General features: G+C 37.1%; 29 protein-coding genes and 1 pseudogene. 18 read left to right on the top strand and 12 right to left on the bottom strand.

Going from position 1 to position 25,370, the window contains the following annotated elements; genetic code table 11:
* Positions 1-99: 99 nt before the first annotated feature.
* The 3 genes and pseudogenes from MKY76_RS22170 to MKY76_RS22160 all read left to right on the top strand — a co-directional run bounded on the left by MKY76_RS22170 (position 100) and on the right by MKY76_RS22160 (position 1,891).
* Positions 100-543, top strand: a complete 444-nt coding sequence (locus MKY76_RS22170; protein ID WP_048393990.1) for an SRPBCC family protein — start codon at positions 100-102, stop codon at positions 541-543.
* A gap of 75 nt (positions 544-618) precedes the next feature.
* A pseudogene (locus MKY76_RS22165) lies at positions 619-756 on the top strand (hypothetical protein); the annotation flags it as partial.
* A 13-nt stretch (positions 757-769) separates the two neighbouring features.
* Entirely contained in the window at positions 770-1,891 is a 1,122-nt protein-coding gene (locus MKY76_RS22160) for a serine hydrolase (protein WP_342557170.1), read from the top strand.
* A 26-nt stretch (positions 1,892-1,917) separates the two neighbouring features.
* On the opposite strand, the gene MKY76_RS22155 is transcribed toward MKY76_RS22160, so the two are convergent.
* Positions 1,918-2,169: an SMI1/KNR4 family protein gene (locus tag MKY76_RS22155; protein WP_233436351.1), complete on the bottom strand. Its 252-nt coding sequence runs from the start codon at positions 2,167-2,169 to the stop codon at positions 1,918-1,920.
* A 198-nt stretch (positions 2,170-2,367) separates the two neighbouring features.
* Between MKY76_RS22155 and MKY76_RS22150 the strand changes: the two genes are divergently transcribed.
* Positions 2,368-2,895 carry a cupin domain-containing protein gene (locus tag MKY76_RS22150; RefSeq protein ID WP_112116843.1) on the top strand — a complete coding sequence of 176 codons (528 nt, stop codon included), beginning with the start codon at positions 2,368-2,370 and terminating at the stop codon, positions 2,893-2,895.
* Between the two features lie 103 nt (positions 2,896-2,998).
* Positions 2,999-3,418: an Rrf2 family transcriptional regulator gene (locus MKY76_RS22145; protein ID WP_342557169.1), complete on the top strand. Its 420-nt coding sequence runs from the start codon at positions 2,999-3,001 to the stop codon at positions 3,416-3,418.
* A 40-nt stretch (positions 3,419-3,458) separates the two neighbouring features.
* Here MKY76_RS22145 and MKY76_RS22140 read toward each other — a convergent pair whose 3' ends face one another.
* Positions 3,459-3,863, bottom strand: coding sequence for a carboxymuconolactone decarboxylase family protein (locus MKY76_RS22140; protein ID WP_048393996.1), 405 nt, complete (start codon positions 3,861-3,863; stop codon positions 3,459-3,461).
* A gap of 110 nt (positions 3,864-3,973) precedes the next feature.
* Here MKY76_RS22140 and MKY76_RS22135 point away from each other — a divergent pair, with 110 nt between their 5' ends.
* From MKY76_RS22135 to MKY76_RS22120, 4 genes are all read left to right on the top strand, one after another.
* Entirely contained in the window at positions 3,974-4,393 is a 420-nt protein-coding gene (locus MKY76_RS22135; protein WP_054549696.1) for an Lrp/AsnC family transcriptional regulator, read from the top strand.
* Positions 4,394-4,609: 216 nt separating this feature from the next.
* On the top strand, positions 4,610-4,954 hold the full coding sequence (locus MKY76_RS22130) for a hypothetical protein (protein WP_048393998.1): 345 nt from the start codon (positions 4,610-4,612) through the stop codon (positions 4,952-4,954).
* 137 nt (positions 4,955-5,091) lie between these two features.
* Positions 5,092-5,685 carry an NADPH-dependent FMN reductase gene (locus MKY76_RS22125; RefSeq protein WP_342557168.1) on the top strand — a complete coding sequence of 198 codons (594 nt, stop codon included), beginning with the start codon at positions 5,092-5,094 and terminating at the stop codon, positions 5,683-5,685.
* A 75-nt stretch (positions 5,686-5,760) separates the two neighbouring features.
* The gene (locus tag MKY76_RS22120) at positions 5,761-6,699 is read left to right on the top strand and encodes a ring-cleaving dioxygenase (protein WP_342557167.1); all 939 of its coding nucleotides are present in this window, start codon (positions 5,761-5,763) and stop codon (positions 6,697-6,699) included.
* A gap of 137 nt (positions 6,700-6,836) precedes the next feature.
* On the opposite strand, the gene MKY76_RS22115 is transcribed toward MKY76_RS22120, so the two are convergent.
* Genes MKY76_RS22115 through MKY76_RS22105 form a run of 3 tightly spaced genes read right to left on the bottom strand, consistent with a single transcriptional unit; the run spans position 6,837 to position 10,109 of the window.
* Positions 6,837-7,778: an alpha/beta hydrolase gene (locus MKY76_RS22115; RefSeq protein ID WP_342557166.1), complete on the bottom strand. Its 942-nt coding sequence runs from the start codon at positions 7,776-7,778 to the stop codon at positions 6,837-6,839.
* A gap of 28 nt (positions 7,779-7,806) precedes the next feature.
* Positions 7,807-8,880 (bottom strand): LLM class flavin-dependent oxidoreductase, encoded by a 1,074-nt coding sequence (locus MKY76_RS22110; protein ID WP_313870717.1) that lies wholly within the window; start codon positions 8,878-8,880, stop codon positions 7,807-7,809.
* 23 nt (positions 8,881-8,903) lie between these two features.
* Positions 8,904-10,109 (bottom strand): MFS transporter, encoded by a 1,206-nt coding sequence (locus MKY76_RS22105; protein WP_066037940.1) that lies wholly within the window; start codon positions 10,107-10,109, stop codon positions 8,904-8,906.
* Between the two features lie 248 nt (positions 10,110-10,357).
* Between MKY76_RS22105 and MKY76_RS22100 the strand changes: the two genes are divergently transcribed.
* Positions 10,358-10,939 (top strand): TetR/AcrR family transcriptional regulator, encoded by a 582-nt coding sequence (locus tag MKY76_RS22100; protein WP_342557165.1) that lies wholly within the window; start codon positions 10,358-10,360, stop codon positions 10,937-10,939.
* A gap of 89 nt (positions 10,940-11,028) precedes the next feature.
* Here MKY76_RS22100 and MKY76_RS22095 read toward each other — a convergent pair whose 3' ends face one another.
* A complete protein-coding gene (locus MKY76_RS22095) occupies positions 11,029-11,418 on the bottom strand; it encodes a RidA family protein (RefSeq protein WP_054549691.1) in 390 nt (129 codons plus the stop codon).
* A 422-nt stretch (positions 11,419-11,840) separates the two neighbouring features.
* Between MKY76_RS22095 and MKY76_RS22090 the strand changes: the two genes are divergently transcribed.
* From MKY76_RS22090 to MKY76_RS22080, 3 genes are all read left to right on the top strand, one after another.
* The gene (locus MKY76_RS22090; protein ID WP_048394009.1) at positions 11,841-12,893 is read left to right on the top strand and encodes an AI-2E family transporter; all 1,053 of its coding nucleotides are present in this window, start codon (positions 11,841-11,843) and stop codon (positions 12,891-12,893) included.
* Positions 12,894-12,958: 65 nt separating this feature from the next.
* A complete protein-coding gene (locus MKY76_RS22085) occupies positions 12,959-13,492 on the top strand; it encodes a GNAT family protein (protein ID WP_257961852.1) in 534 nt (177 codons plus the stop codon).
* A 225-nt stretch (positions 13,493-13,717) separates the two neighbouring features.
* A complete protein-coding gene (locus tag MKY76_RS22080; RefSeq protein WP_257961853.1) occupies positions 13,718-14,749 on the top strand; it encodes a S66 peptidase family protein in 1,032 nt (343 codons plus the stop codon).
* Positions 14,750-14,791: 42 nt separating this feature from the next.
* Here the strand turns inward: MKY76_RS22080 and MKY76_RS22075 are convergent, their stop codons facing one another.
* Together MKY76_RS22075 and MKY76_RS22070 are read right to left on the bottom strand one after the other, a co-directional pair.
* The gene (locus MKY76_RS22075) at positions 14,792-16,135 is read right to left on the bottom strand and encodes an MATE family efflux transporter (RefSeq protein ID WP_257961854.1); all 1,344 of its coding nucleotides are present in this window, start codon (positions 16,133-16,135) and stop codon (positions 14,792-14,794) included.
* The gene (locus MKY76_RS22070; RefSeq protein WP_112116834.1) at positions 16,122-16,589 is read right to left on the bottom strand and encodes a GNAT family N-acetyltransferase; all 468 of its coding nucleotides are present in this window, start codon (positions 16,587-16,589) and stop codon (positions 16,122-16,124) included. The genes MKY76_RS22075 and MKY76_RS22070 overlap by 14 nt, the downstream gene beginning before the upstream one ends.
* 86 nt (positions 16,590-16,675) lie before the next feature.
* On the opposite strand from MKY76_RS22070, the gene MKY76_RS22065 reads away from it, so the two are divergent.
* The 3 genes from MKY76_RS22065 (at position 16,676) to MKY76_RS22055 (ending at position 20,169) form a co-directional block, all read left to right on the top strand.
* Positions 16,676-17,506 carry a MerR family transcriptional regulator gene (locus MKY76_RS22065; RefSeq protein WP_009370580.1) on the top strand — a complete coding sequence of 277 codons (831 nt, stop codon included), beginning with the start codon at positions 16,676-16,678 and terminating at the stop codon, positions 17,504-17,506.
* 184 nt (positions 17,507-17,690) lie between these two features.
* A complete protein-coding gene (locus MKY76_RS22060) occupies positions 17,691-18,992 on the top strand; it encodes an SMI1/KNR4 family protein (RefSeq protein WP_342557164.1) in 1,302 nt (433 codons plus the stop codon).
* Position 18,993: 1 nt separating this feature from the next.
* A complete protein-coding gene (locus tag MKY76_RS22055; protein ID WP_342557163.1) occupies positions 18,994-20,169 on the top strand; it encodes a DUF4272 domain-containing protein in 1,176 nt (391 codons plus the stop codon).
* Positions 20,170-20,218: 49 nt separating this feature from the next.
* Here MKY76_RS22055 and MKY76_RS22050 read toward each other — a convergent pair whose 3' ends face one another.
* From MKY76_RS22050 to MKY76_RS22040, 3 genes are all read right to left on the bottom strand, one after another.
* Positions 20,219-21,631, bottom strand: coding sequence for an erythromycin esterase family protein (locus MKY76_RS22050; RefSeq protein WP_342557162.1), 1,413 nt, complete (start codon positions 21,629-21,631; stop codon positions 20,219-20,221).
* Between the two features lie 139 nt (positions 21,632-21,770).
* A complete protein-coding gene (locus MKY76_RS22045; protein ID WP_016993423.1) occupies positions 21,771-22,124 on the bottom strand; it encodes a hypothetical protein in 354 nt (117 codons plus the stop codon).
* Between the two features lie 22 nt (positions 22,125-22,146).
* Positions 22,147-22,830 carry a DUF2225 domain-containing protein gene (locus MKY76_RS22040; protein WP_016993422.1) on the bottom strand — a complete coding sequence of 228 codons (684 nt, stop codon included), beginning with the start codon at positions 22,828-22,830 and terminating at the stop codon, positions 22,147-22,149.
* Positions 22,831-23,152: 322 nt separating this feature from the next.
* On the opposite strand from MKY76_RS22040, the gene MKY76_RS22035 reads away from it, so the two are divergent.
* Both MKY76_RS22035 and MKY76_RS22030 read left to right on the top strand, forming a co-directional pair.
* Positions 23,153-23,926 carry a Cof-type HAD-IIB family hydrolase gene (locus MKY76_RS22035; RefSeq protein ID WP_342557161.1) on the top strand — a complete coding sequence of 258 codons (774 nt, stop codon included), beginning with the start codon at positions 23,153-23,155 and terminating at the stop codon, positions 23,924-23,926.
* A gap of 61 nt (positions 23,927-23,987) precedes the next feature.
* Positions 23,988-24,584, top strand: a complete 597-nt coding sequence (locus MKY76_RS22030; RefSeq protein WP_036079620.1) for a DedA family protein — start codon at positions 23,988-23,990, stop codon at positions 24,582-24,584.
* A 30-nt stretch (positions 24,585-24,614) separates the two neighbouring features.
* On the opposite strand, the gene MKY76_RS22025 is transcribed toward MKY76_RS22030, so the two are convergent.
* The gene (locus MKY76_RS22025; RefSeq protein ID WP_048394025.1) at positions 24,615-25,352 is read right to left on the bottom strand and encodes a cyclase family protein; all 738 of its coding nucleotides are present in this window, start codon (positions 25,350-25,352) and stop codon (positions 24,615-24,617) included.
* Positions 25,353-25,370 lie beyond the last annotated feature (18 nt).

Here is a 25,370-nt window from a genome sequence, read left to right as displayed (position 1 = left end):
AGAATCGCACCTTTTTTAGTGAATTTTTATTAGTAAGGAAGGTTAATGGAAAATTTCGGCGAAGGTGTAGATAGACAATATGAAAAAGGATGATGAATGATGATAAATACGGATGTGACGACGAAACTAAAAATCAATCAACCAGCCCATAAAGTATTTGAAGCCATTATTTCCCCTACTGAAATCGGTCATTATTGGTTTTCTAGCAGTTCCGAAAGATGGGCAGAAGGTAAAAGAATCACGCTTAAATATGAGGAGTATGGTGCAGAGGGTGTGATCACTGTGCTTGAAATGGAGATGAATAAAAAAATTGTGTTTGTTTGGGGAGAAGAGCATGGCGAAGTGACAATGGTTGCCATCTCTTTTGAAGAATCACAAAGTGAAACAATTATTACTGTTGTAGAATCTGGGTTAAATGCACATGACCCAGAAATTGTGACAAAAATGATGGGCCAAAAAGAGGGTTGGGTCTATACATTAACATGCCTCAAAGGATATTTAGAAAATGGGGTTAGCAATTTACGAGCTTCTCTAATTCATTAAGGAGGAGAGGTATGTCAACGATCGATATCATCGAGCAATTGGAGCTGAATTAGTTTGTGCTAAGAAGGGTTATTCGAGGTGAATCAAGCAAGGGATTCTGTATGCATACTTGTTGAAGTGATGCCTCCAGAAATAAAAACAGAAATAGCATTACGATTAAATAACCAGTCGTCTACAGTATTACAGCAATGGTTGTTAGAAGCAGCTGAGTGATGGAGGGATGAATATGAAAAAGTTGTATTGGATTATTGGCGGTGTTTTGTTTTGTATAGGTTTTGTATGTAGCATTATTTTCTGGAAGTTTCAAAAAGAAATCAAGAAGAACGATCCTGAATATATCGTGCAATTTATCAAGGAACATAAAGAGGATAAAAATATTTCTGTAGCCATTCAATATAATCAACAACATTGGGTGGAGCTAAACACCAAGGAACAGCTACCGTTAGCAAGTACAGTTAAAATAATCGTAGCCATCGCCTATGCGCAACAAGCAGCGGATGGCCGTATTAATCCTAAAGAGCAAGTAAATCTAAAGGAGTTAGAGGCATTTTACATTCCTAAAACAGATGGCGGCGCACATAAAGCATGGTTGGCGCAGTTAAACCTTCAGGGTGCAGATAGTGTACCTTTAAGTGAAGTAGCAAATGGCATGATTGCCTATAGCTCCAATGCAAATACGGAATATTTAATGCATGTATTAGACTTTCAAATAATTAATGATGTGCTTACACAGTTAAATGTAGAGGATCATGAACCTTTGTATCCAATTGTAAGTGCACTTTATATTCCCATTCACTTGATGGAGGAAAAAAATTTAACGAAAAAAGCAACATTAACTGCTTTACGAAAAATGGATATGGTTGAATATCGTGAGCGTGCATTGGCTATTCATTCGAATTGGATAGAACATCCTTTAACAATTGAGGAGAAAACAAAAGCTCAAAAAATGCTCAATATGGATTTTCAAAAGATATGGTCTGATCGTTTAATAAGGGCCACAACAAGTGATTACATCTCTATTTTAGAAAAATTGAATGGTAAAAATTTCTTTAGCGCAGAAGTACATAAATATTTAGATCCCGTGTTGGAGCAATTGATGCAGAATCCTAGAAATCAAGCATGGTTAAAACATGCTGGTCAAAAGGGAGGGTCGACGGCATTTGTGTTAACACTAGCAGCCTATGCGGAAGATAAAGATGGAAATCAAACAGAGATAGCCTTTTTTGCTAACAACTTAAATACAATGGAGCAGATTAAGCTCTCAAATAGTATGAATAGTTTTCAATTGAAATTTCTTACAGATGATAAATTTCGTAAGCGCTTGAAAGAGGAATTTTCCGAGTTGTGAGTTGCCCATAGATAAGGCAACTCATACTATTGACTACGCTCATCAATCAGTTTTTCAAGAAATTCTGAGAAAGAAGAGGCATATTCATAGATCATGTCATTCATTAAGTAGTTAAGAGGATGGATAGAGAGAATACCATGATCATTAATGGCTCTGTATGCTGGTTGACCGATCGAGAGAATAGATCCATCATTCAGCTGCCCATTATCATAATTTTTTAACCACCAGCAATAGGATGGTGGTAATTCGAATCCTAACTCTGCTTCAACTTCTACAATCCAATCATCTTCAACACCGTGTCCAGAAAACTATTTAATCGCAGTAGTGCCTGCAAGCTTTTCTGCTAATGTAGCAAACAGGATACCTATCTCCATTCTATATATAAAGATTACTCAATTAAGTCAAACTACATGTGAGTACCTTCTTTCATTCAACTGCATACTATAGCGTTATCATGCATGAGAGGATTGAGATAAATGTACCACCCTTATTACGGTAATTATCAATCGTATCATTACGGTTATCAACCTGTTTATTGGGCCTATCCAAATCAGGCAGAACGAGCGCCAAGAAGTAATGTCCAGAATGATTTTGGACCAACACCATTTGTTATCGACATTGAAGAGGCTACAAAGCGCAATAATAATTATCGTACAGCATTGTGGACAGGGTCAAACTTACAAGTAACGGTGATGAGTCTTAATGTCGGAGAAGATATTGGTTTAGAAGTACACCCACATGTGGACCAATTCATTTGTATTGAGGAGGGGCATGGATTAACTCAAATGGGGCCAACTAGAGATTATTTAAACTATCAGAGACATGTCGCAGAAGATACGGCTATTATGGTACCAGCAGGAACATGGCATAATGTTACGAATACAGGGGATAAACCACTAAAGCTTTACACGATTTATGCGCCACCAAATCATCCATTTGGGACTGTACAAGTAACAAAGGCTGATGCTCTTGCTGGAGAAGCGGGTTATGGACAGCATGACTAGGGATCATAAAAGCGTGTTTTCATACAAAACATGCTTTTTTCTTGAATTATGATAGAATGTGTTTTAATTGCAGATAATAAAGGTCCTGAATGAAGGGTGATGAATGATGAAGTATTCAAAAGCAACAAATTATGCTTTACATACAATGGTGTTTTTAACACGCAATCCTAAAGGGAAATCAATGAGTGTAGAGTCTTTAGCAGAAATGCAAAAATTATCTCCAACCTATCTTTCCAAAATATTAACTAAGCTTGTGAAGGCAGGTTTAATTGAGTCGAACCCAGGTGTCAACGGTGGTTATCGAATTTCTAAGCGCCCCCATGAAATATCGTTTTTAGATGTGATATATGCAATTGAAGGACAAACCTCATTATTTAGTTGTTCCTCTGAACACGATCATTCCTTCCATCATCAAGGCTGTCTCATTGAACAAGTGATGGTGGATGCTGAAAATAATATGAAAGAAGAGCTTAGTAGGAAATTTATTATAGATATAGCTAATAAAATGGAATTAAAAGGATAGCAGCTGGAAAAGGAACTAGGGTTTCGCCCCTAGCTCCTTATTATTTTAATTGCATGAGTGCGCCAAAATATTGCTGTGCTGTCGTGAAGCAAATAAATGCTAGTAGCTCGCTAATCTCGGCTTCTGTTAAATAGTCCTTTAATACAGCCGTGACGTTGGGGGCGGTGTGCCCCTTAGCAGCTAAGAATGCTTCCGCAAAACCTGTGCATACTGCCGTTTTCTCATCATAGTTCTGGGGATCAGGCTTGCCTTTTGCCTGACAATACTGACAGCCATTTTTTTGAGCTAAAGTTTTTCGAACCTCTTCTTTTAATGAAGCGGATAGATGCCCGTCTTTTTCGAGTACCTCCCCCAACTGCTGCCAGTGCAGCTGAATTCCCTTGTTGTAGCCTAATAATTGTTGAAAGGGTGTTAAGCCCTTGTCATATAATTGAATAAGTGTCATCAATCATTCCTCCTTCTATTAATTAGTGTAAAATGTTCATAACGAAGTTAACATATCAATTCGAAGGGAAATATGATTGTTTTCCTTCAAAAAGAAGGGGTATTTACAAAATGGATTTCATTAACGAAATGATACTTAAAGAATTAAAAGAAGATAGTCGAATTTCTATGAGCGAACTAGGAAGAAGGGTTCACTTATCTGCACCAGCAGTTCGCGAAAGAATACGGCAATTAGAGGAACAGAACGTTATTAAGAGGTATACATTGGATATTAATAAAAAAGCATTGGGTTATCCAATTGACGCTATTGTTGAAGCGACAATCAAAAATAACCGCTATGCAGACTTTAAAGAACATCTGAAGGTTTATACAAATATAGACTTCTGCTATCGCATTTCAGGTGAGTCATGTTTTTTATTAAAGGGGCATTTTCAATCTTTTCCTGATGTAGAGCAGTTTATTGATGCATTACAGCCATATGCACATACGAAAACTAACTTTATTTTTTCAGATATATGTGAGGACGTTTAGATGAAGGGAGATATGTATGGAAATCAAATTATTTGAAGAAGAAATTGATGATTTAGTACATTTATTAGTGCAAAATAAATGCTTGGGAAAATGAAGTTGGTACTGTGACAGATAGTATTGTCTATGGTGCTATTAAAGATGACTGGGTAGTAGGGAAGTCAACACCAATAAAAATAGATGAAGTTCCATTTTAAAGTGTTTGAAAGGAGTTTTTGCATGGAAAAAGACGTATTAAATGCCTTAAGAAAATCATGGTCCATTCAATCAAGTTCTAAATGGAGTGTGGACAACCCTGCAAAAGGACAATGTGGCGTCACTTCATTAGTTGTGCAGGATATTCTTGGCGGAGAAATTAGGAAGACATTTCTTGAGGAAGGCTGGCACTTTTATAATATTATTAATGGAGAAAGAAAGGATTTCTCCGAGGAACAATTTCCATATCTAATCGACTACCAAGATATTGATTCAAATAGGGTAGAGGCTTTTCAAGATACTAATGATAGTCAATATCGTTATCTAAAAACACAAGTTTATAAGCTTTTAGGGAAGGCAGAGAATTAATTATCTCTGCCTTTTTAATTTTCAAAACAAAGTTGTTGACGTTTATAAAAATATCGTGTTATTATTATCTCGAATTCAAGATAAATAAATTCAAGATAAATGAATTCGAACCTTTAGCTTCGTTAGGAGGTACAATTATGGGGTTTTTTAATAAATTTTTTAGCTCAAAAAAAGAGGAGGAACAAACAATGGCAGAATTAAATATCGGTATTATTATTGGATCAACTCGTGAGGGGCGTGTAAGCCCTCAAGTAGCACAGTGGGTAAAGGAAATTGCAGATCAACGTGGAGATGCCAATTATACAGTGATTGATATTGCTGATTATAAATTACCATTATTAGGTGAGCCAGGACAGGATGCTTCAGGAGCACTAGGTTGGTCAGAAATTATTGCTAAACAAGATGGTTTTGTATTCATCGTACAAGAATACAATCACTCTATTACAGGGGCATTAAAAAATGCACTAGACTACTTACGTGTTGAATGGAATAACAAAGCGGCTGGAATCGTATCTTATGGTTCTGTTGGCGGTGCTCGTGCAGCAGAACATTTACGTGGGATTATGGGTGAGCTTTTAATCGCAGATGTGCGTGTTCATCCAGCACTATCATTATTCACAGATTTTGAAAATGGCACAGAATTTAAACCAAAAGAAGTACAAATAGATTCAGTAAACCAAATGTTAGATCAATTGATCCCATGGTCTAAAGCGTTGTATACAATTCGCTAAGCTTTTACAGATTGAGGTAGGTATAAATAGGGCATAGTATAGGTGAGAAATATAGTCATGAAAGGGCTTGTTAACATGAAAAAACATACAGCAGGTATACACCATATCACAGCGATCGTAGGACATCCGCAAGAGAATATTGATTTTTATGCGGGAGTATTAGGCTTACGTTTAGTAAAACAAACAGTAAACTTTGATGATCCGGGCACATATCATTTATATTTCGGTGACAAAGGTGGGAAACCAGGAACAATCATTACCTTCTTCCCTTGGGCTAATGCTTATCAAGGACGTATTGGTGATGGTCAGGTTGGGGTTACAACGTATGTTGTACCAGAAGGAGCACTGCCATTTTGGGTTAATCGCTTAGCGAAATACTCGATTCCTTTCCAAAAAGCTGAACGTTTTGGTGAGCAAGTCATTCAATTCGATGATCCAAATGGTTTGCATATTGAACTCGTGGCACGTGCGAAAGGCGGGCACAACGAATGGTCATTTGGTGAAGTAACACCTGAGGTTGCTATCAAAGGATTTGGTGGAGCTACACTATTCTCAAGTCACCCTGAAGAAACTGCCAAAGTTTTAACAGAAGTAATGGGTCTTGAAAAGTTAGCGACGGAAGGTGACTATACGCGTTTTACTTCTAGTGCAGAGATCGGCAATACAGTGGATTTAAAAACAGTTGCAGGTCAACGTGGCCAAATGGGTGTAGGAACTGTGCATCATATTGCGTGGAGAGCCCAAGATAATACAGATCATTTAGAATGGCAAGAGTATGTGATGAATCATGGACAACATGTAACAGAAGTAAAAGATCGTAATTATTTTAATGCGATTTATTTCCGTGAACCTGGCGAAATCTTATTTGAAATCGCTACAGATCCTCCTGGATTTGCTCATGACGAGACACCAGAGACAATGGGTAGCCAATTAATGTTGCCACCTCAATACGAGCAACATCGTGAACAACTAGAAAGAACATTAATCCCGATTAAAGTGCGTGAGCTTGATTAAGCGGGTTTGCAGGATCAAGCTAAGCTAAAGTTGGCGGGATTTATGAGATAGAACGTCCACAATAGATTTTCAATTAATGCGAAAATGTTGATAGCCAACATTTTCGCATTTTTTATTATTAGAAGGCGAAGTGCTAATCAAAAATTGAGTGCACGTGCCATGGCATCTAAATAGTTCTGAATAGCCTGTTGACTTACTTTTACTTCAGGCACAAAGACCTCAAAGCAATGGTAACTGCCAGGGTAGAGGTGGAATTCAACGTCCACTCCTGCCTGCGCAAGACGTGTTACATAATCAATGGTTTCATCACGAAATAAATCAAGTTGGCCAATACATATATAGGCTGGCGGTAATCCTGTTAAATTTTCAGCTCTTGCAGGGACCGCATACGGAGTACGGGCATTGATGTCCTTCTCCTCACCTAAGTACAAATGCCAAGCAGTTAAATTATTTGTTCTACTCCATGTTGCATGATCATCAATAATCTCATAGCTGGAAGGTGTTACATTTCGGTTATCAAGCATCGGATACAGTGGCATCTGGAATATAATTGATGGTCCTCCTTTATCACGAGCCATTAATGCAAGTGCTGCTGTTAATCCTCCTCCACCGCTTGCTCCAGCAATTGCCACCCGTTTGACATCGATACCAAGTGATTGGTGCTCATTAGTCATCCAAACTAATCCAGCATAACAATCTTCAATAGCCGCTGGGTAGGGATGTTCAGGCGCTAGTCGGTAATCAATGGATACGACAACGCAGTTAGCTGTCTCAACAAAGCGTTCACATAAAACATCATCCATATCAGGGTGCCCCATGACAAAGCCACCTCCGTGAATCCAAAGCATAGCTGGAAGTTTATCCTGCTCCCGTTTAGCTGGTTCATAGATTTTAACCAGCATTTCGTCCCCGTCACCTTTAGGAATCATACAGTTGGTCGTAAGTACATCTTCTGATTTTTTTGAAGGTGGATTGGACAAGAGACCTCGACTCCAAGTTAAATCCTCCTCCAATCGAAAGCCAGGAAATTCTGAGTAAGCCTGCCTTAATTCTGGTAAAATTCGGTTAATGATGGTCATATATACTCCTCCTGTTGAATAATGAATCTTAAAGAATTGGCTTTCCTTCTAGAGCCATTTCAGCTTCCCATTTAGCGACTTCTTCACGTACACGGGGAGCAACTTCTGTTCCAAGCAGTTCTATAGCTTGCATGACTTGATCATGCGGCATGGTACTTAAAGGAACGTATAGCATAAACCGTGTAATTCCTACATGTTTACGAAGATGAATAATTTTTTCAGCAACTGTATCTGGATCACCAACATATAATGCTCCTTCAAAGCTTCTTGCAGCATCATAACTAGAACGGTCATAATAAGGCCAGCCTCTTTCCTTGCCTAATTTATTCATACCAGCCATTGTTGATGGGAAAAATGTGTCTGCTGCCCATTCCGTATTCGGTCCAACGAAACCTATTGAATGAGAACCTACCTGAAGTTTTGATAAATCATGACCTGCATGAAGTGCTGCCTTTTTATATAGCTGTACAATCGGTGCAAATTGCATTGGGCTGCCACCAATTATTGCTAGAATAAGGGGTAATCCTAAAAGGCCAGCACGCATAGCAGATTGTTGATTTCCTCCACTAGCCACCCAGATTGGGAGAGATTTTTGAACAGGTCTAGGATACACACCTAAATGATTGATTGCTGGACGATGTCTACCTTCCCAAACTACTTTCTCAGACTGACGAATGCTAAGTAGTAAGTCTAAATGTTCCTCAAATAATTCATCATAATCATGTAAATCGTAGCCAAATAAGGGGAAGGATTCGATAAAAGAACCACGACCTGCCATGATCTCTGCACGTCCATTTGATAGTCCATCCAATGTGGCAAAATCCTGAAAAACACGCACAGGATCTGCCGAAGAAAGGACTGTTACAGCACTTGTGAGTCGAATGTTTTTCGTTTGAGAAGCAGCAGCAGATAGCACCATTGCTGGAGAAGAGGCGGCATAGTCTTCACGATGATGCTCACCAATGCCAAAGACATCCAATCCTACTTGATCTGCAAGAATGATTTCTTCTACTACTTCACGTAAACGCTGTGCATGACTAATTACTTCACCACTGTGAACATCTGGTTTTGTTTCTACGAAAGAAGTAATTCCTATTTCCATTTGTTATCTCTCCAAGTCTAATTTTATTTAGTAAATCGTTTAGTTATTGCCCAAAAAAGAAGAGCAATTGTACTAATAGAGGCTCCGAGTAAGCAAACCCCTCCCCAACCAAAATGTGCATACATCTGAGTCGATGCGATTGAACCGCTAGCACTACCAATAGAATAGAACACCATATAGCCTGCGGTCAGTCGACTTCGTGCTTCTATACGTAATGGGAGAATCATCGTCTGGTTTGTGACATGTACTGCCTGTACTGCCAAGTCAAGTAACACAATGCCAATAATTAATGCCAAGAATGACTTATCTAAATAATTAATAAATATCCAGGAGATAAGTAAAAGCGTTAAAGCAATACCTGTCGTTCTTTGTCCATAGCCTTGGTCAGCAAGTTTACCCGCTTGTGCAGCAGCTAATGCCCCTGCCACACCTACAAGACCAAAAGCGCCAATTACAGTGTGTGATAGAGAAAATGGTGGTGAACTAAGTGGCAGAACAAGGGGCGTCCACAAAATACTAAAATCAGCGAAAATTAGCATGGCTAGAATAGAGCGGATACGTAATGTTCGCTCTTGAATAAACAGCGTAAACACGGATTGAATTAGCTGAGAATAGGTGATTGATTTTACTTCACGTTCGCCCCTTGGTAAAACTTTTAAAAACATACCACTCATTAGAAGCATGAACGCGGCGGAGGCTAGATAGACAGAACGCCACCCTGCAAGATCTGTTACTAACCCAGCAAAGGTACGAGCAAGTAGTATGCCAATGACAATGCCACTTGTAACAATGCCTACGACACGACCACGTTCTGTAGAGGAAGCCATAGTTGCAGCGAACGCAACAAGGGTTTGAGTCACGACTGCAAGTAGACCAACTAAGGCCATACCGGCAAATAGCACTACAACATAGGAGGCAGTACCGACTAGAAGCAAAGCAACAGAGGACAATAGCATTTGTCCAATAATCAAGCGTCGTTGGTTTAGTAAATCTCCAAGTGGAACTAGAAGAAGTAAGCCTAGCCCATAGAAAATTTGTGTGACAGTAATAATCAAACCAATAATTGATTGATCAATAGCAAAATCATTCGATAATTCATCTAGCAGCGGCTGAGCAAAATAAATATTGGCGACAGACATTCCGCAGGCTGTAGCGAATAATAATGTTACAGCTCGGGATATAGAAGATGATTGATTTATATGAATTGCATCATCATTTGCATTGTTCACACTGTAACCTCCCTTTCTAATTGAATTGTAATTATAACATACCATTCGGTACAAAATAATTATTGGTAAATATATCTTAACTACATTGGATTTGTCAATATTTATTTGGTATATATTTTCTTTTTATTTCGGTTTATGAAATGAAATTGACAATAAAAAAAGCCAGATATAAAATAATTACATACTGTTTAGTATCGTAAAATTCAATGATTAACTTACTATTTTTTCCTAATGGGGGTGTATCTATAATGGCAAGAGCTCGGGAATTTGATGAGGCAAAAGTGTTAGAGGCAGCAATGCAATTATTTTGGGAGAAGGGATATGAAGCAACTTCTTTAAGTGATCTTACTACTAGAATGGGGATTCAGCGTCCTAGTATTTATTCAACGTTTGGGGATAAAAAGGAACTATTTGAAGCGGCCCTTCGTAGATATACGACAACTCGCGCATCCGAAATACGGACTAAACTTCAAAGTTATGCCTCTGTAAAACAGGCGTTTTCTATATTTTTTGAAGATGTGATTACTGCTGAATATACAAAAGATCTTAGTAATGGCTGTTTTTGTATCAATACAATGGTTGAATTAGCTCCACATGATGAGAAGTTCGAGATTTTGACAAGAGAGCATCAACTCTATCTATCAGTAATTTTTCAGGAGACAATTGAACGGGGAATTCAATCAGGAGAACTAGAGGCGAACACGGATTCAAAGTCTTTAGCGCAAGCATTAATTGTTGCGTTAATAGGTTTAACAGTTATGCTGAAATCGCAGCCACAACGCTCGTTTGTTGATAACGCCATTGCAACGACGCTGACATTACTTAAATAATAAGGCAATACCCCTTTAGCACTGCTAAAGGGGTATTGAAAAAATAAGAAAAAAATGCACAAATTTAGTTTATAAAACATAGGATGAATTTATAATTCCTTACAAGCCCATGCGTCAATCTCAACCTTTAAAGCTGGCGTAGCGAGTGCAACGACATACATTAATGTTGTGCATGGAAGATGTTCCCCCAAGAAGTCACTGATAATTTCCTTACGTTGAATAGCATCCATATCCCCCACTAAATAAAAGACGAGCTTTGTAATATCTTGAACCTCCATATCGGCACTATCTAGATTTCTTTTAATATTTTCAAGTGCTATCTTCAATTGAGCTATTGCATCTTCAGGTATAGATCCATCAGCTATCATGCCAATTTGTCCTGATAATGTTAACCATCTCTGAGGTCCCGTCACCTCAATTTGATGAACATAAGGAGCAACGGGTGGATGAATGTTCTGAGGGTTTCTCGCAATTTTCATAGAATCAGTCCTTGTCTCTGTTTAATTTATATCTCTAATCAAAATAGCATAAAGTAATAGTTGATAAAAGTTCTATACAAATACCATTATAAAAGAACATACAAATTGGATATGCTGGTTTAAAGGGTTATAATAGATTTATAGAATTTTGGCTAATACGCTGGTAAAGCTTTCACAAAGGATAAGAGTATCGACTTTTTAATTTGACAAGACATACAATTCACTTCAAACCCGCCTTAGGTTTTATACAGACACTTCTAAAAGAAACATACATTTCGTCTTATTTTGAAGGTAGATGGCTATACTCATTAAATGAGAGGGAAATTTTTACATAAGAATGATGCGTATTGTTATAAATCAATTTTATAGTGTAGCCCTAGGTAGCAGAGGCAGCGAGGCCGTTTTGTAGAAGGAGTGAATAAATGAATAATTTCTTTCGGAGTAATGGATTTAAGCGTTTTATTATTCTAGTCGGGATTGCTCTTGCATTATATTTAATGCGTAGTATGATCAATCTAATTTTACTTACGTTTATTATTACTTATTTGATGAACCAGCTTACTACGAAGACAACGAAAAGCATAAGAAAATATACGCCGATGAATGAAAAAGCTGTGACGGTAACATTATACCTTTTACTTGTTGCGGGTATTGTAGCTGTTATTTACAAATATTTACCAATTGTGACCCAGCAGATCACACAGCTTTTCGACCTCATTGCAAGTTTTAATCTCGATCCAGATGACAATGAGATTGCGAGATACTTAGCACCGACTTTTGAGAAAATAGAACTCGGGAAATATTTAGAGCAAGGTGTGGATTTAACTCTTAAAAATATTACGAATATTGGTAAAATCATTATGCAAATATTGATTTCTCTAATTTTGAGTTTATTCATCTTGTTAGAAAAGAATCGTATTATTGAGTTTACAGCTAAGTTTAAGGATAGTAAAATTGGGCCGCTTTACGATGAGCTTCATTATTTCTCAAGAATATTCATCCGCTCATTTGGTAAAGTAATTGAAGCACAATTTATTATTGCTGCTGTTAACTGTGTGTTATCCGTCATTGCCCTTTCTATTATGGGCTTCCCACATTTGATTGCACTTGGGATTATGCTCTTTATTTTAGGCTTAGTTCCAGTCGCGGGAGTTATCATCTCATTAATACCATTAAGTATTATCGCATATAGCATTGGTGGCTTGATGTACATCGTCTATATTTTAGTTATTGTCATGGTTTTACATGCCATTGAAGCTTACTTCTTAAATCCAAAGCTTATGTCTGCCAAAACAGATTTACCGATTTTCTATACGTTTATGGTCATTCTCTTTTCTGAGCATTTCCTTGGTGTATGGGGACTAATCATAGGTATTCCACTATTTATGTTCCTGCTTGATATTCTAGGTGTAACCTCCTCGGAAGACCCTGCGAAGAAATCGGTAAAGGTACACACTGAAAAACAAATGGAATAGTTCCAAACAAAGGAATCATCTACATATATGATGATTCCTTATTTAATGCACAAGAGGTGTTTATATTGATAAAAGGTCAACAGGTCTATTTAAGAGAAATACGTGAAGATGATAGTGATAGTATTATAAGATGCTTTCAAAATGAAGAAATCATGTATATGACAGGAACACGGAATATTTTAACAAAGGAACAAATCAAAGAGGCGATCAAACGCTATAAAGCAGATTCTTCTCGCTATGATTTTGCTATTTGTTTAGTTGATAATGATCAGGTAATTGGTGATTTGGCGATTATGGAGGTTGATTTAGATAATAAAAAGGCAGTGTTCCGTATAGCTTTACATAATATAGAGAATTGTGGCAGAGGTATGGGTTCAGAAGCAGTTAGGCTTGCTCAAAGATTTACATTTGAGGAGCTAAATCTGAATCGCTTAGAATTACAGGTATATTCACACAATAGTAGAGCAATTAAATCCTATGAAAAGGTCGGCTTTAAAAAAGAAGGTGTTTTGAGGCAGGCCTTGTTTATGAATAATACATTTTCTGATGAAATCATTATGAGTCTGTTGCGTGATGAGTATATGAAAATTCAAAAGTAGAAATTTAACCAGCACAGATTTTTGTGTTGGTTTTTTTTCTGAACACAAGTATAATTGGTAAAAATTTCTGTGTGTGAAGGACAGAAATAGTGTTGAAACTTTCATAGCTGTATTTTTAGTTAAAATGCATTCTAAATCTGATATAGCAAAACTAATTAAGAGACCCAAAATCGTCTTGTTGTTGTAAAACAATTATTTTTTGCAGGCATAAAGGAGAGATGGTAAATGAAAATACAATATCCTACTTTAAAAACGCCTCTTACGATTGGCGTGACAGCACCCTCTAGTGGAGTTGAACAGCATCTTCATCTATTAATAACAGAAGCTGAAAAACAATTAATACAAAGAGGAATGAAAGTTATTATTGGAAATACTACCTGGACGCAGTTTAAAGGTAGAAGTACAACAAAAGAAAAGCGAGTCTCTGAACTTATGGACTATTTATTAGATGAGCGAATAGATGTTGTCATGCCACCGTGGGGAGGCAGTTTTTTAATGGAGTTACTACCTTTAATCGATTGGGACGAATTAAAAAAAGCTGGACCCAAATGGATATTAGGGTATTCAGATATTAGTACTTTATCTTTTGTATACACAACCATGACGGGGTACGCATCCGCACATGGGGTGAATTTTACTGAATTATCTGCACCTCAATGGGATGAACTTTCTTCTAAATGGATAGACGTAATTACATGTAAGACTGGTCATTCAATAACTCAAAGCTCTTCTCACTATTTTCAATCGAGCTGGGAGCAAGTTTATAAAAATCCTGCTACAGGATTTTATTTTGACAGTGAAACCGAATGGAAAGTCCTAAACCAAGAGCGTAGTAATCGTATGACAGGTAGGTTGATAGGTGGCTGTTTAAATACATTGCAAATTCTTATAGGTACGCCCTTCGATTACGTTCAATCATTTATTAACGAATATTGCTCTGAGGAAGGAACAATATGGTATTTAGAAAGTGTTGGTATGGATGCAGCAAAAATCTACCGAGCTTTATGGCAATTAAAGTATAATGGTTGGTTCAATAAATGTAATGGTGTTCTAATCGGACGAGCAGGACTATATGAAAATCTAGGGGACTTTACATTGGTGGATGCATTAGGGGATATTTTTGACGAGATGGGAATACCAGTTTTCTATGAAGTAGATATTGGACATGTCCCCCCTCAATTAATTCTAGTGAATGGAGCAGTTGGGGAAGTAATAGTAGAAGAAGGAAGAGGTACGCTAAAAATGCAATTTTGTTAGGCAAACATATTAAAAGGGGACCTTGATGAGGTCCCCTTTCATTTAAGCATGGTCAGGAGATGAAAGGGTTCTTGGATTTTTCCTAATGAACAAGTAAATAAGCAATGCTGTAATTCCTTCTGCTACTGGGAAGGTCCACCAAATAGCCTGCGAGCCAAGTATCTTGGGTAGTATGATGAGAGTAGGGATAAATAAGATAATACTACGTAGTAACATAATTGTTGTAGCAATACGAATTTTTTCAATGGATTGAAAGAATTCTGCGAACACCATGTTGATCCCTAAAAATACATAGCCAATGGCAAAATAAACAAAGCCCTGTGCTGCCATACTGCGAATTTCAAATGAGCTATCTCCAAATAAAGCCATTAATTGAGAAGGGAAAAGAAGAGCTATAAGAGCTGTTGTTAATCCTAAAATAAATGCGGTAGCTAAACCGATTTTCAATAAAGCAGTTAATCTTTCAAGTAATCTTGCCCCGTGGTGATAGCTAACTAACGGTTGTAGAGCCATACCGACTCCAAGGAAAATAGTCAACAAGACAGTATGGATATAATTGACCATTGCATAGGCAGTAACGCCATTCGCACCTAAATAATGTAAAAATGTAACGTTATACAAAATAACGATAACTGCAACGGAAGCTTCAACAATAAAGCTAGGTAAACCTATAGCAAAAATTTTTTTCAAATCTGATAGATTTAAAAATGAAGTGACAAATTTTAACTCAGATTGAGGACGGAAAAAATGAAGACATAGCACAGACGTACCTATAATTGTAGCTATTGCTGTCGCTAAGGCACAGCCAGTCACACCATAATCTAGTACGAAGATGAAAACGTAATTTAAGAGTATATTCAAAGCCGATGTTGTAATTAAGCCCAGCATAGCCAATTTTGGGTTGCCATCATTCCGAATAAAAATACTTAATAAATTTTCAAGTGTGTAAAATATCCCAAAGAGCAAAATTACATGTAAATACTCCTGCACATAAGGATACGTATCATCGCTCGCTCCGAATATATAAGAAATGTCCTTTAGATTTAACGCGAGAAATCCAATAATCGTTATCACAACCACTAGCATTGTAGAAAACGCCAATGTAAATAGTTGATGGGCACGTTGCTTATTGCCCTCTCCTAGAGAAATCGAGAAAAGAGTAGCTCCTCCCATGCCAATCCATAGAGAAATAGAAAGCAAAATAGAGAAAATAGGAACAGCTATATTAACTCCAGCTAAAGCTGTAGGTCCCACGCCATGACTAACGAAAATGCCATCTACCAATATATTGACGGACATTAAAAGCATCCCGATCATTGCAGGGAATAAGTATGATAAAAATAATGGTTTCAGTGGCTTTGTTTCAATTGGATTAATGGTTGTCATAACCATGCACCTCCAAAACCATCACTTTTTCCCCTTTATCATCTAGCTCACCATTAAATATAAAACCAAATTGTTTATACAGCTGGATAGCTACAGCGTTATTGTCATAAACACTTAAATATATCTGAAGACAGTTGAACTTTACTGTTAAATATTGAATAAGTTGCTGTAAAAAATGTTTTCCCAAACCTTGTCCTTGGTATTGTTCTGCAATTAGATAGCGATCAAGCCATACTCGTTGACTGTAATCATCATGAGGGAATAAGCCGTACATAGCGAAGCCTATAGCGGTGTTATCTTTATACAGACCTAAAGGCGTAAAGCGTCGATCCATTTCCGCCTCTGTTAAGCATTGTTCTGTAGATTCTATAAAATGTTGCTGATTGTCAGCGATGCGTAATGCTAAAATTTCTTTCTTGTTAAAAGCTGTAATGTCACGAATCTCCGTGAACATAATGTCAAAACCTTTCTATTTTTATTTTGAATAGGTACAATCTAAAGTATATAGTAACTATATAGTCAAGGGAGGAAACTCAAAAAATGCTTAATAAAAATGTAAAGTATTTTACAACTGGTGAATTTGCTAAATTATGTAAGGTGAATAAACAGACACTTATTTATTATGATCAAATTGGTTTATTATCTCCCATCATGAAAGATAGTAAGGATTATAGGTATTATTCACTTGCTCAATATGATTTTTTCGGTGTTATTGAATTATTAAAGGCAGTGGGGATGTCCTTAAAGGATATTCAGCATTATATGGCAGAGAAATCACCTGAAAATTTTTTAGAATTGATGCACCAACAAAAAGAGCATGTTGCGAAGAAGCGTAGAGAACTAGAAATGATTGAGAATATTATTGATGTCAAAATCAAAATGACAGAGGAAGCACTGCATCTAAATTTTAAGGATATCACGATTGAGTATTTTCCTGAAGATACATTATATTTGAGTAAAAATATTGAGAATTCTACAGAAGAGCAGTTTGTGAAGGCTGTATCTGACTTTATTGAGGAATTGGATCGCTCTCAATTAGATACGGGGTATCCCATTGGAGGGATAACAAGAAGAGAGCAAGTGTTAGCTGGGAATTACGATAACTATAGTTATTTGTATATTGAGCAGCCTCATCCAAGAGAAGGGCATCCTTATTTTAAGGCGATAGAGGGTGAATTTGTGATTGGTTATCATGTAGGCCCCTCCTCAAAACTTGGTGAGACATACACACGGCTATTTAATGTCATGCATGAAAAGGGCTATGAGCTAGGTCAGTATGTATACGAGGAATACATTTATGATGCTGTAATGAAAAATCGAGAAGAAGAGTATGTAACCAAAATTATGATGGAAGTAAAGAAAGTAAAATAATTCATTAAGACGTAATAGAAAAGACTGAATATAGCTGAGACATTTATCATATACGAAGGTTTAGATGGCAGTAAAATAATAGCATTTTGTCATTCTGTTTAAAGTTAGCCTAATCAGTAAATGATTTCCTGACGATAAATAAGAAGTATGACATCACATGAGCCTTATATGGAGGTTAGAGACAATGTGGATTGAGCGTTGGAATCATTTAGTAGAGCGATTGAAGCAGCAGGGAGCTTGTGTACATCCGATTGAAATGCGGCCAGTCGCTACCGAGCAAGAGTTACAGCAGGTTGAGGAAAGACTTGGTGAACAAGTCCCTAATGGGTTTCGTCAACTGTTGCAAAATTGCTCAAAGCAAGTAAGTATTTATTGGTCATTACCAGATGAGGCGATACTTCCCACTGAATTGTTAGATACGCCTTCTGGTGAATTTGGCTGGAGCCTAAAAGCTCTAGACTTTCCTTACTTTGGAGAGAATGATGAATCGTATGAACAGCAATATTTACAATTTTTTACGGCCGGTAATGGAGATGCCCTTCTTCTTAAGCTTGACGACGAAACGGTTTGGTATTGGAGCCATGAAGAAGATGAGCTTGATTTGCTTGCTGCCAGCTTTCATTCGTACGTTGATAATATGACGGTTTTAGGCTGTATTGGCGTAGATTGCGGACAGCATCGTCAATTTTGTAGTGAAAATGGATTGGATATTGAATTGTATCGCTCACAATTATGGCTAACTTGGCTAGAACAATATTTAAGCTCTAATTTACAGCAGGCTCAATCCAGCTTAGCATCTTTACTTCATTATGTTTCCATGCATGGTGTCAAAAAAACAAGCGTGCAGGAGGCATTTTTGCATTTTGATGGCGTACAGGTGTATCAGGCACTTCGACATAAGTTAGAGAGAGCTCAATCTCCATCAGAACAAAAGGCGTGGAGTGAAATTTTAGTCAAGATATGTCCGAGTGAGGCGGGAAATTGGGCGAGAGAACTTTGGCAAGGACAGAATGACGTACCTGACTGGCTGCGTGATTATGTAACAGTACATTGTTTGCCAGTTAATGAAGGACAATCTTTTATCTTAATGGATATCGAAAAAGATAGAATTGATGCCTATACTGCCCTATATCGTCTACGCCAATTTCACCATCCAAATATTATAGACTGGATGAGATCCTATGTCACGTTTCCTATTGATGGGTGGGATACACTTTTAGCTGAGTCACAACCAAGTGCAGAGACATTATACGAGTGGTTAAATGGCAACGAAGTAGAGAGGCTAACATCCATCCGAGCTGTTTGTCAGATGATGCAGCGGGGAATTACACCAACAACTATGATAGACGAAGAAAAATGGCGTCCTTTGCTGGCGTATTGGGTTGAACATGAGGTGCTACGGAAAAATAAACAGCTGTTTAGCCAAGCGCTTAGTTGTTTGGAAAATTGGTTATTAAAATGCTATATGCGACTAAGGAGAGAGTAGATTGAACCATTTTACGATATTCGCTTCCAAAAATGATACAGATGATATTCAGGATAAACTATCCGATGTATTGGCAAAAAGCTTCATTATTGAAAAAGATGAAAACGAATATTTATTAAAATCAAGAGGTTTATTTAATAAATATAGATTTTCTATAAACATTTTAACTGAAGATACGCACCCTGATTATTTTGCAAAAAATATACCTGGGATGATGGGCTTTTACAATAAAATTCCATTTAAAGATGAACAGCTAAAAGAACGTATAATGATTCAAATATCAGTGCTCAATACTGTCGTTGCAATCGAAATGAACAAAGAGATGACAGAAGACCATATGCAGCAATTTATAAAATTACTAGCAAGCATAGGGGGGATTGGTTTCCTATCAGATGGTACTTTGCTGGATCAGAACGGTATGGTTATTGTTTATCCTAATGGAGAATCAGGTCCATCTGATTTTCAACCACATGCTTGTACAAGAAAGATACATGCACAAGAGGTCACATCAGCACAGGGAGAGGCACGAAAAATTAGAACGATAGCCTTTTTAAAAGAGAAGAACATACCTTATGCGGCATCGCTTCCTCAGCTACCACCAGTAGAAAATCTTCAATTTAAAAGCCAAGAGGATATTGCAAGAAGAGCAGTTGCCCTGTTGATTGTTATTCAATTCGCTTGTGATGTAGCACAGAAGGGTGATATTGAGGAGTCTAGAGAGTTCTTTACCAATATGCTACACACATATGAGGTGCATGAATTTTTAACGGAGTATGAAAAATTCTTTCTTGAGGCTCAGCATCCTGGTGCTCAAGAAGCGGTCAATATATCATGGCAATATGAAGCCTATTGGACACTTATTTGGGCATTGGGACTTGTGGAAGAGCTAAATTTCCCTGACGATGTATGTGATTGTGAATATGCAATTCAAGTAGTTTCTCGTTGCGAGACATTTGAGCAATTTTATGGTCAAACGGTACTGCGCAGTAAGGAAGATATAGTGGATGAGGCGGATAAAATTTACAGATTACATTGGGCTTGTGTAGATAGCCGCATCAATGGACAAGAAGCTCCTTTAGCATTAAATGAAAGTGTTGTGATGGAAAGACGGAGAGGCTTATTTTGGATGATTGGATATCAAGGCGAAGAATGGGATACTATATCGATGGATACTTAAAATAATAGCAAACTAGGAAATCTAGTTTGCTATTGTTTAATAAGAGAGATTATTTGATATAAGTTGGTTTATTCACCTGATCTATTAAAAGTATACCATCGTATTGGTCGCGCGGAACAAGACTTTCCTGTATCATTCCCCAACTATAGGATAAGCGTGGTTCAAACATCCATGAGTTGCCTCGTTCATTTTGTCGATTGCGTAAATCGATGAATGTGTAAGGTTTATTTGTTGAAGACAGAATATCTTCAATAGATCCTTTGACAGGAGGTAAAACAGGCATAGGTTCTCCCATATTATTTGCTGTCTCTCCACTAGTCATGTATAGACCTAATACATAGCTATATTTCTTATAGATATCAGGTAAACGTTCCCCCATTAATTTAACTGGGTAAGGAGATCCCATTACATCCGATTGTGCTTTACGAATATGATCGTTATGAGCCCATACAATAAACTTTTCTGTTGGGTACACCTCTTCAGCTAACCAAAGTAAGTTCTCCATCATCGCTTGATCTCGCCATTCCATAGTTTGCAAAAATGATTCTATATTATTTTGTTCAATGTCGATATTGGACTGAATTGTTAACTCTATATATTCGTCTGCTAGTCGAATACGATCTGCTAGAGTGCGATCCATTAGTTTTACAATATGAGGCTCTTTTGGATAAGCTGCCTGTAGCTCTTTTTCTTTGAATTGTATTTGTGATTGTACCTGTTTATATACATCAATTATAGTAGCCTTTACTTTTTGATAGCCCTTCAAATTTTTTCCCGAGCTCCATTCAGCAAGTTGCTTCTCAGCTTCATTGAATTGCTGAGCCAACTTAGGGTTTTGCAGCCAATCTCCGTTCGTAAATGCTCCTTGCTGTTGAATATCGAAGCCAGTAAGTACAAGAGGTTGCTCTGTTGCTTGAGTCGATTTTGCATAGTCAAACAGAGGCAAAGTTTCTTTTGTCCACCAAACGCCGAAAATGGCATCCTTCATTGTTTGTAGAGCTGCTTGTTTATCAATTTGTCCTTGAGCATTCATCACATTACCCATACCACTTTCAAAGGCAAGGACATTATAGCCCATATCTTGATGTAAAAATTGTATTAAACGTGTTTTCGCTAGATTGAATTGCGCCACTCCATGAGAGCTTTCCCCTAAAAAGACAATACGTTTATCATGTAATAAAGGTTTTAGCATCTCTAAATCGTCAAATTTGTTAGCAGGAATTTTTTGTCCGTCAAACGTTTCAGGCTGGATGGATGACAGGCTGTATGCATGGTCATTCGCCCATTTTTTCCAATCAAGTAATGTTTCATTAGAAGTCCTAGCTTGTTTGACAGCAGAATCGTTTTTAATAATCTGCTCATTTACAGGGACAGCAGCAGAGACATTTACTACTCCACTTACTGTCATTAAACTTGCCAGTGCAAAACTTAATAAAACCTTATGTTTCCTAGCTTTCCTCATTAATTATCAGCCCTTCATTTTATATTGATACTAATTATAGAAAGGCAAGTTTAAAGTTTAGGAAGAGTTTGTTTAAAATTAGTTTAAATTTAGTATGTAAAAAAGAAAAACACCTCCAATTGATGGAGATGTTGGAATGCTATTTATAGTGATACGTACTTGCTCTTACATGGTTACGTTGAATTTGGTTAAACCATGCACGATCCTTTTCTTCTTGTTTTAATGTCCCAACAATGGAGGAAGAGCAGCTCACGCAAATTTTAGCTTGCGTAATCTGTCCACATCGTTCGCATGGAGCCCCTAAATTAGGAAAAATGGAGTTCTTTAATTTTCCTGCTTTTACCCATTTGTAAAGCAGCTCAGATGATACGCCTGTTAGAGCGACAACTTCTTCGTTTGTTAGGTAGCGATTATTTTTTCTTAATAAAAAATGATGTAGCTCTGAAAATATATCCTCTTCTCTCACATCAATTTTCTTTTGAAATAGCAACATAATTAATCATCTCCTCGTCCCATTAATTAATGATTTCATTAATTGTTATGGGTTGTTCGTCATATTTATAATTTTCCCAACGATTGCGTGCAAGCTTGCGATATTTTGGCGAAACATTTCGATCAGCGATTAAGCGTGAAAATCCTTTTTTTGCTTCAGGAATATCACCAAGTCGAAGGCTTAATTCAGCATGTAAAAACTGAATTCTCTCTCCACCTTCTTGATTAGAGGCAAAGGATTTACTATAAAAGTCTCTAGCTGCAAAAAGATAACGCTTTTCGGATTCTTCGTCCTTTTTTAATCGATAGAGCCAAGCAATTTTTAAAGCGAAATTCGCCATTAAAAGAGATTCTTCCATTGATGCACGGGATACTAAATAGGCGAGCTTAAAACTGATGATGGCATCATCAATTGTACGTTCCTGACAGATATCCATAGGTTTCTGGAGCTCTTTAATGTATAGTTCATCAATGAGTAGCATGAAAGGTCCATATGTCCGTGTCATAGATTTATGGTAGGCATAACCACAATGTGGACATACGGCAACTTCATATAGCAAAGGGTTTAGGCCATCGTAAACAGGCATGAAATCAGTCTGTTCTTCGATAATTTTATATCGATTAGGGCGAACTTTATATGTTGTAAACTGCTTTTTGCAAAATTTACAATCCACACTACTTTCATAGTAGTAAATGTTAAATGCCATAAGAATCAACTCCTTTGCGTGCACTAAAATTTTATTTCTTTTGTTCTATTTATACGTCAGATTTTATCGTTCAATGTATTTAAGATATTATCTTTTATTTTAACAATTTTGTGTTCTTTGGTATACTCCTTTAGAATTATTAAATAAAAATATTCAAGGAATTTTTAGTTAAATATTATTATAAATACGCTTGTAATAGTTTTTATCGGTGGTGCAAAAGGAAGTTATATAGTTTGCTTAAAGTTTGTCAAAATACTTTCACATATTTCATGGGAGAAAAATTATAAATTGGTTCTAAATGACTATGAAGGAGGCGCTCAAAATGAAGTATAATATCGTGTTTTTTGATGTAGACGGCACATTGATTAATTACGAGGATGGCTGTGTGGAAGAAAGTACAAAACAAGCTATTCAGCTATTGCAAGAAAAAGGAATCCATCTTGTAGCGGCTACTGGAAGACCCTTATCTATGTGCTATGAGTTAAAAGCGCTGGGGATTGAAACCTTTATTACTGCAAATGGGGCCTATGTGAAACATAAGGATCTTGTCATACATAAAACTCCGATTGCCAAAGAAATTGTCCACAATGTACAGGCATTTGCACAGGAACAGCAGCATAGCCTAACATTTTTTACAGAGCAGCTATCCATGAATAGCATACAAAGTCCAGTAGCTTTAAGAGCGATGCAAGAAACTTTACCTTTACAGGATTTTCCACTTATAAATGAAAAAATTGTAGATGAAGAGGTTTTTCTTATGTGTCTATATGCGGATGAGCTGGCTGAAAAAAGATATACTAGCCAGTTTTCGAATATATTTTTACAGCGTTGGCATCCTTATATTGTGAATGTATTACAGCAGGATGTTTCGAAGTCTATAGCTATTAAAGCGGTGCTTGATCATTTCAATATTGACCCAAAGAATGCGATTGCCTTTGGGGATGGGGATAATGATGTTGACATGTTGGAATATGTAGGAGTAGGAATTGCCATGGGAAATGGTAGTAAAGCTCTAAAAAGTGTTGCGAATTTTGTTACAAAGACATCTACGGATGGCGGTATCAATTTTGCTTTACGTCAGCTTCAAGTCATTTAGAGCGCTGAGGCTACACTATATATAGCAGGTAGATTTTAATAAATTTTAGGTGGGATGATTTATGGCACATCACGTGCAGTCTCTAATTGAACATTACGGATACTTTGGAATTATCGTGATTCTAATTGGAGGTATTGTAGGGGTGCCACTTCCTGATGAGGTGTTTCTAACTTATGTAGGCTATAGTGTTTACCGAGAAAGTCTTGAACATATTCCTGCTTTAGTCAGTGCAATGATTGGTGCGGTTGGAGGCATTACCTTAAGCTACTATATTGGTTATCGTTTTGGCTTACCGTTATTGCAGAAATATGGGCCTAAAATTCATATTACAGAGCAAAAAATTGACTTTACGAAAAAGATGTTTACAAAAATAGGACCTACCCTATTATTAATTGGCTATTTTATCCCCGGGGTACGTCATTTGACAGCGTATATTGCGGCTATTAATAATTATCCTTATAGAAAGTTTGCGCTTTTTGCCTATACAGGGGCATTTATCTGGACGTTCACATTTATATCATTAGGAAAGATGCTTGGAGAGAAATGGCGATTTGTTGGATACTATCTGACTCATTATAGTATCTATCTTATCCTTTTATTTATTGTAGGGATGCTCATTGCTTACTTTCTATTCAAAAAAAGAAATGGACAAACATAAAAGTCGGTATACGATATACCGACTTTTATGTTATGGCAAAATAGCAAATGAGCGCACAGGGAAGCCAGATGCTTTTTCTGGCTTAGGTACGATATTGAAGATGATAGCGCCTTTAGCAGGTAGCTTGTCCAAATTCGTCATTAGCTCAATTTGATAGGTGTCTTGGTCAAGCACAAAATATTCGCCATCTAGCTTGCCATTTTTACGAAAATCAGCAGCAGAGTCCGTATCGAAAGTTTCATGACCAATTGCGCTTACCTTGCGTTCTTTTAGTAAAAACTGTAAAGCTTCTAAACCCCAGCCAGGGATATGGTTATGTCCATCTGCATCCTTATTACTGAAAGCCTCTTTATCTGGCCAGCGCTTACTCCAATCTGTGCGTAATGCTACAAATGTTCCTGCTTCAATTTCTCCATGCTTGTCCTCAAAATCAAGAATATCTTCAACACTTAATGAAAAATCATGGTTGCTCGCAGCCTCTTGTGATTTATCAATAACAACAAGGGGAAGAACAAGCTCTTTTAGTTCTAATTCTTCTAAGTAGCGAGTATCTCGCACAAAATGAATGGGTGGGTCGATATGTGTGCCATATTGACCAGGGAACGTGAATTGTTGAGCGAAGAAACCGTCCTTATGAGAAAATAACGTTTCAAATTTAGCGTCCTCAAACATAAAAAAATGTGGTGAATTAGGGCCGAATGTATGTGTTAAGTCAACCCACTGTTTCGATTTTAATAATTGCAATGCTTGTAAAAGTTCATTAGACATCGATTTCCCTGCTTTCTG

This window comes from Lysinibacillus sp. FSL P4-0201 (assembly GCF_038593425.1).
GTDB lineage: Bacteria > Bacillota > Bacilli > Bacillales_A > Planococcaceae > Lysinibacillus > Lysinibacillus capsici.
Note: the sequence above shows the minus strand (reverse complement) of the source record. Positions and strands in the feature narration are given on the sequence as shown.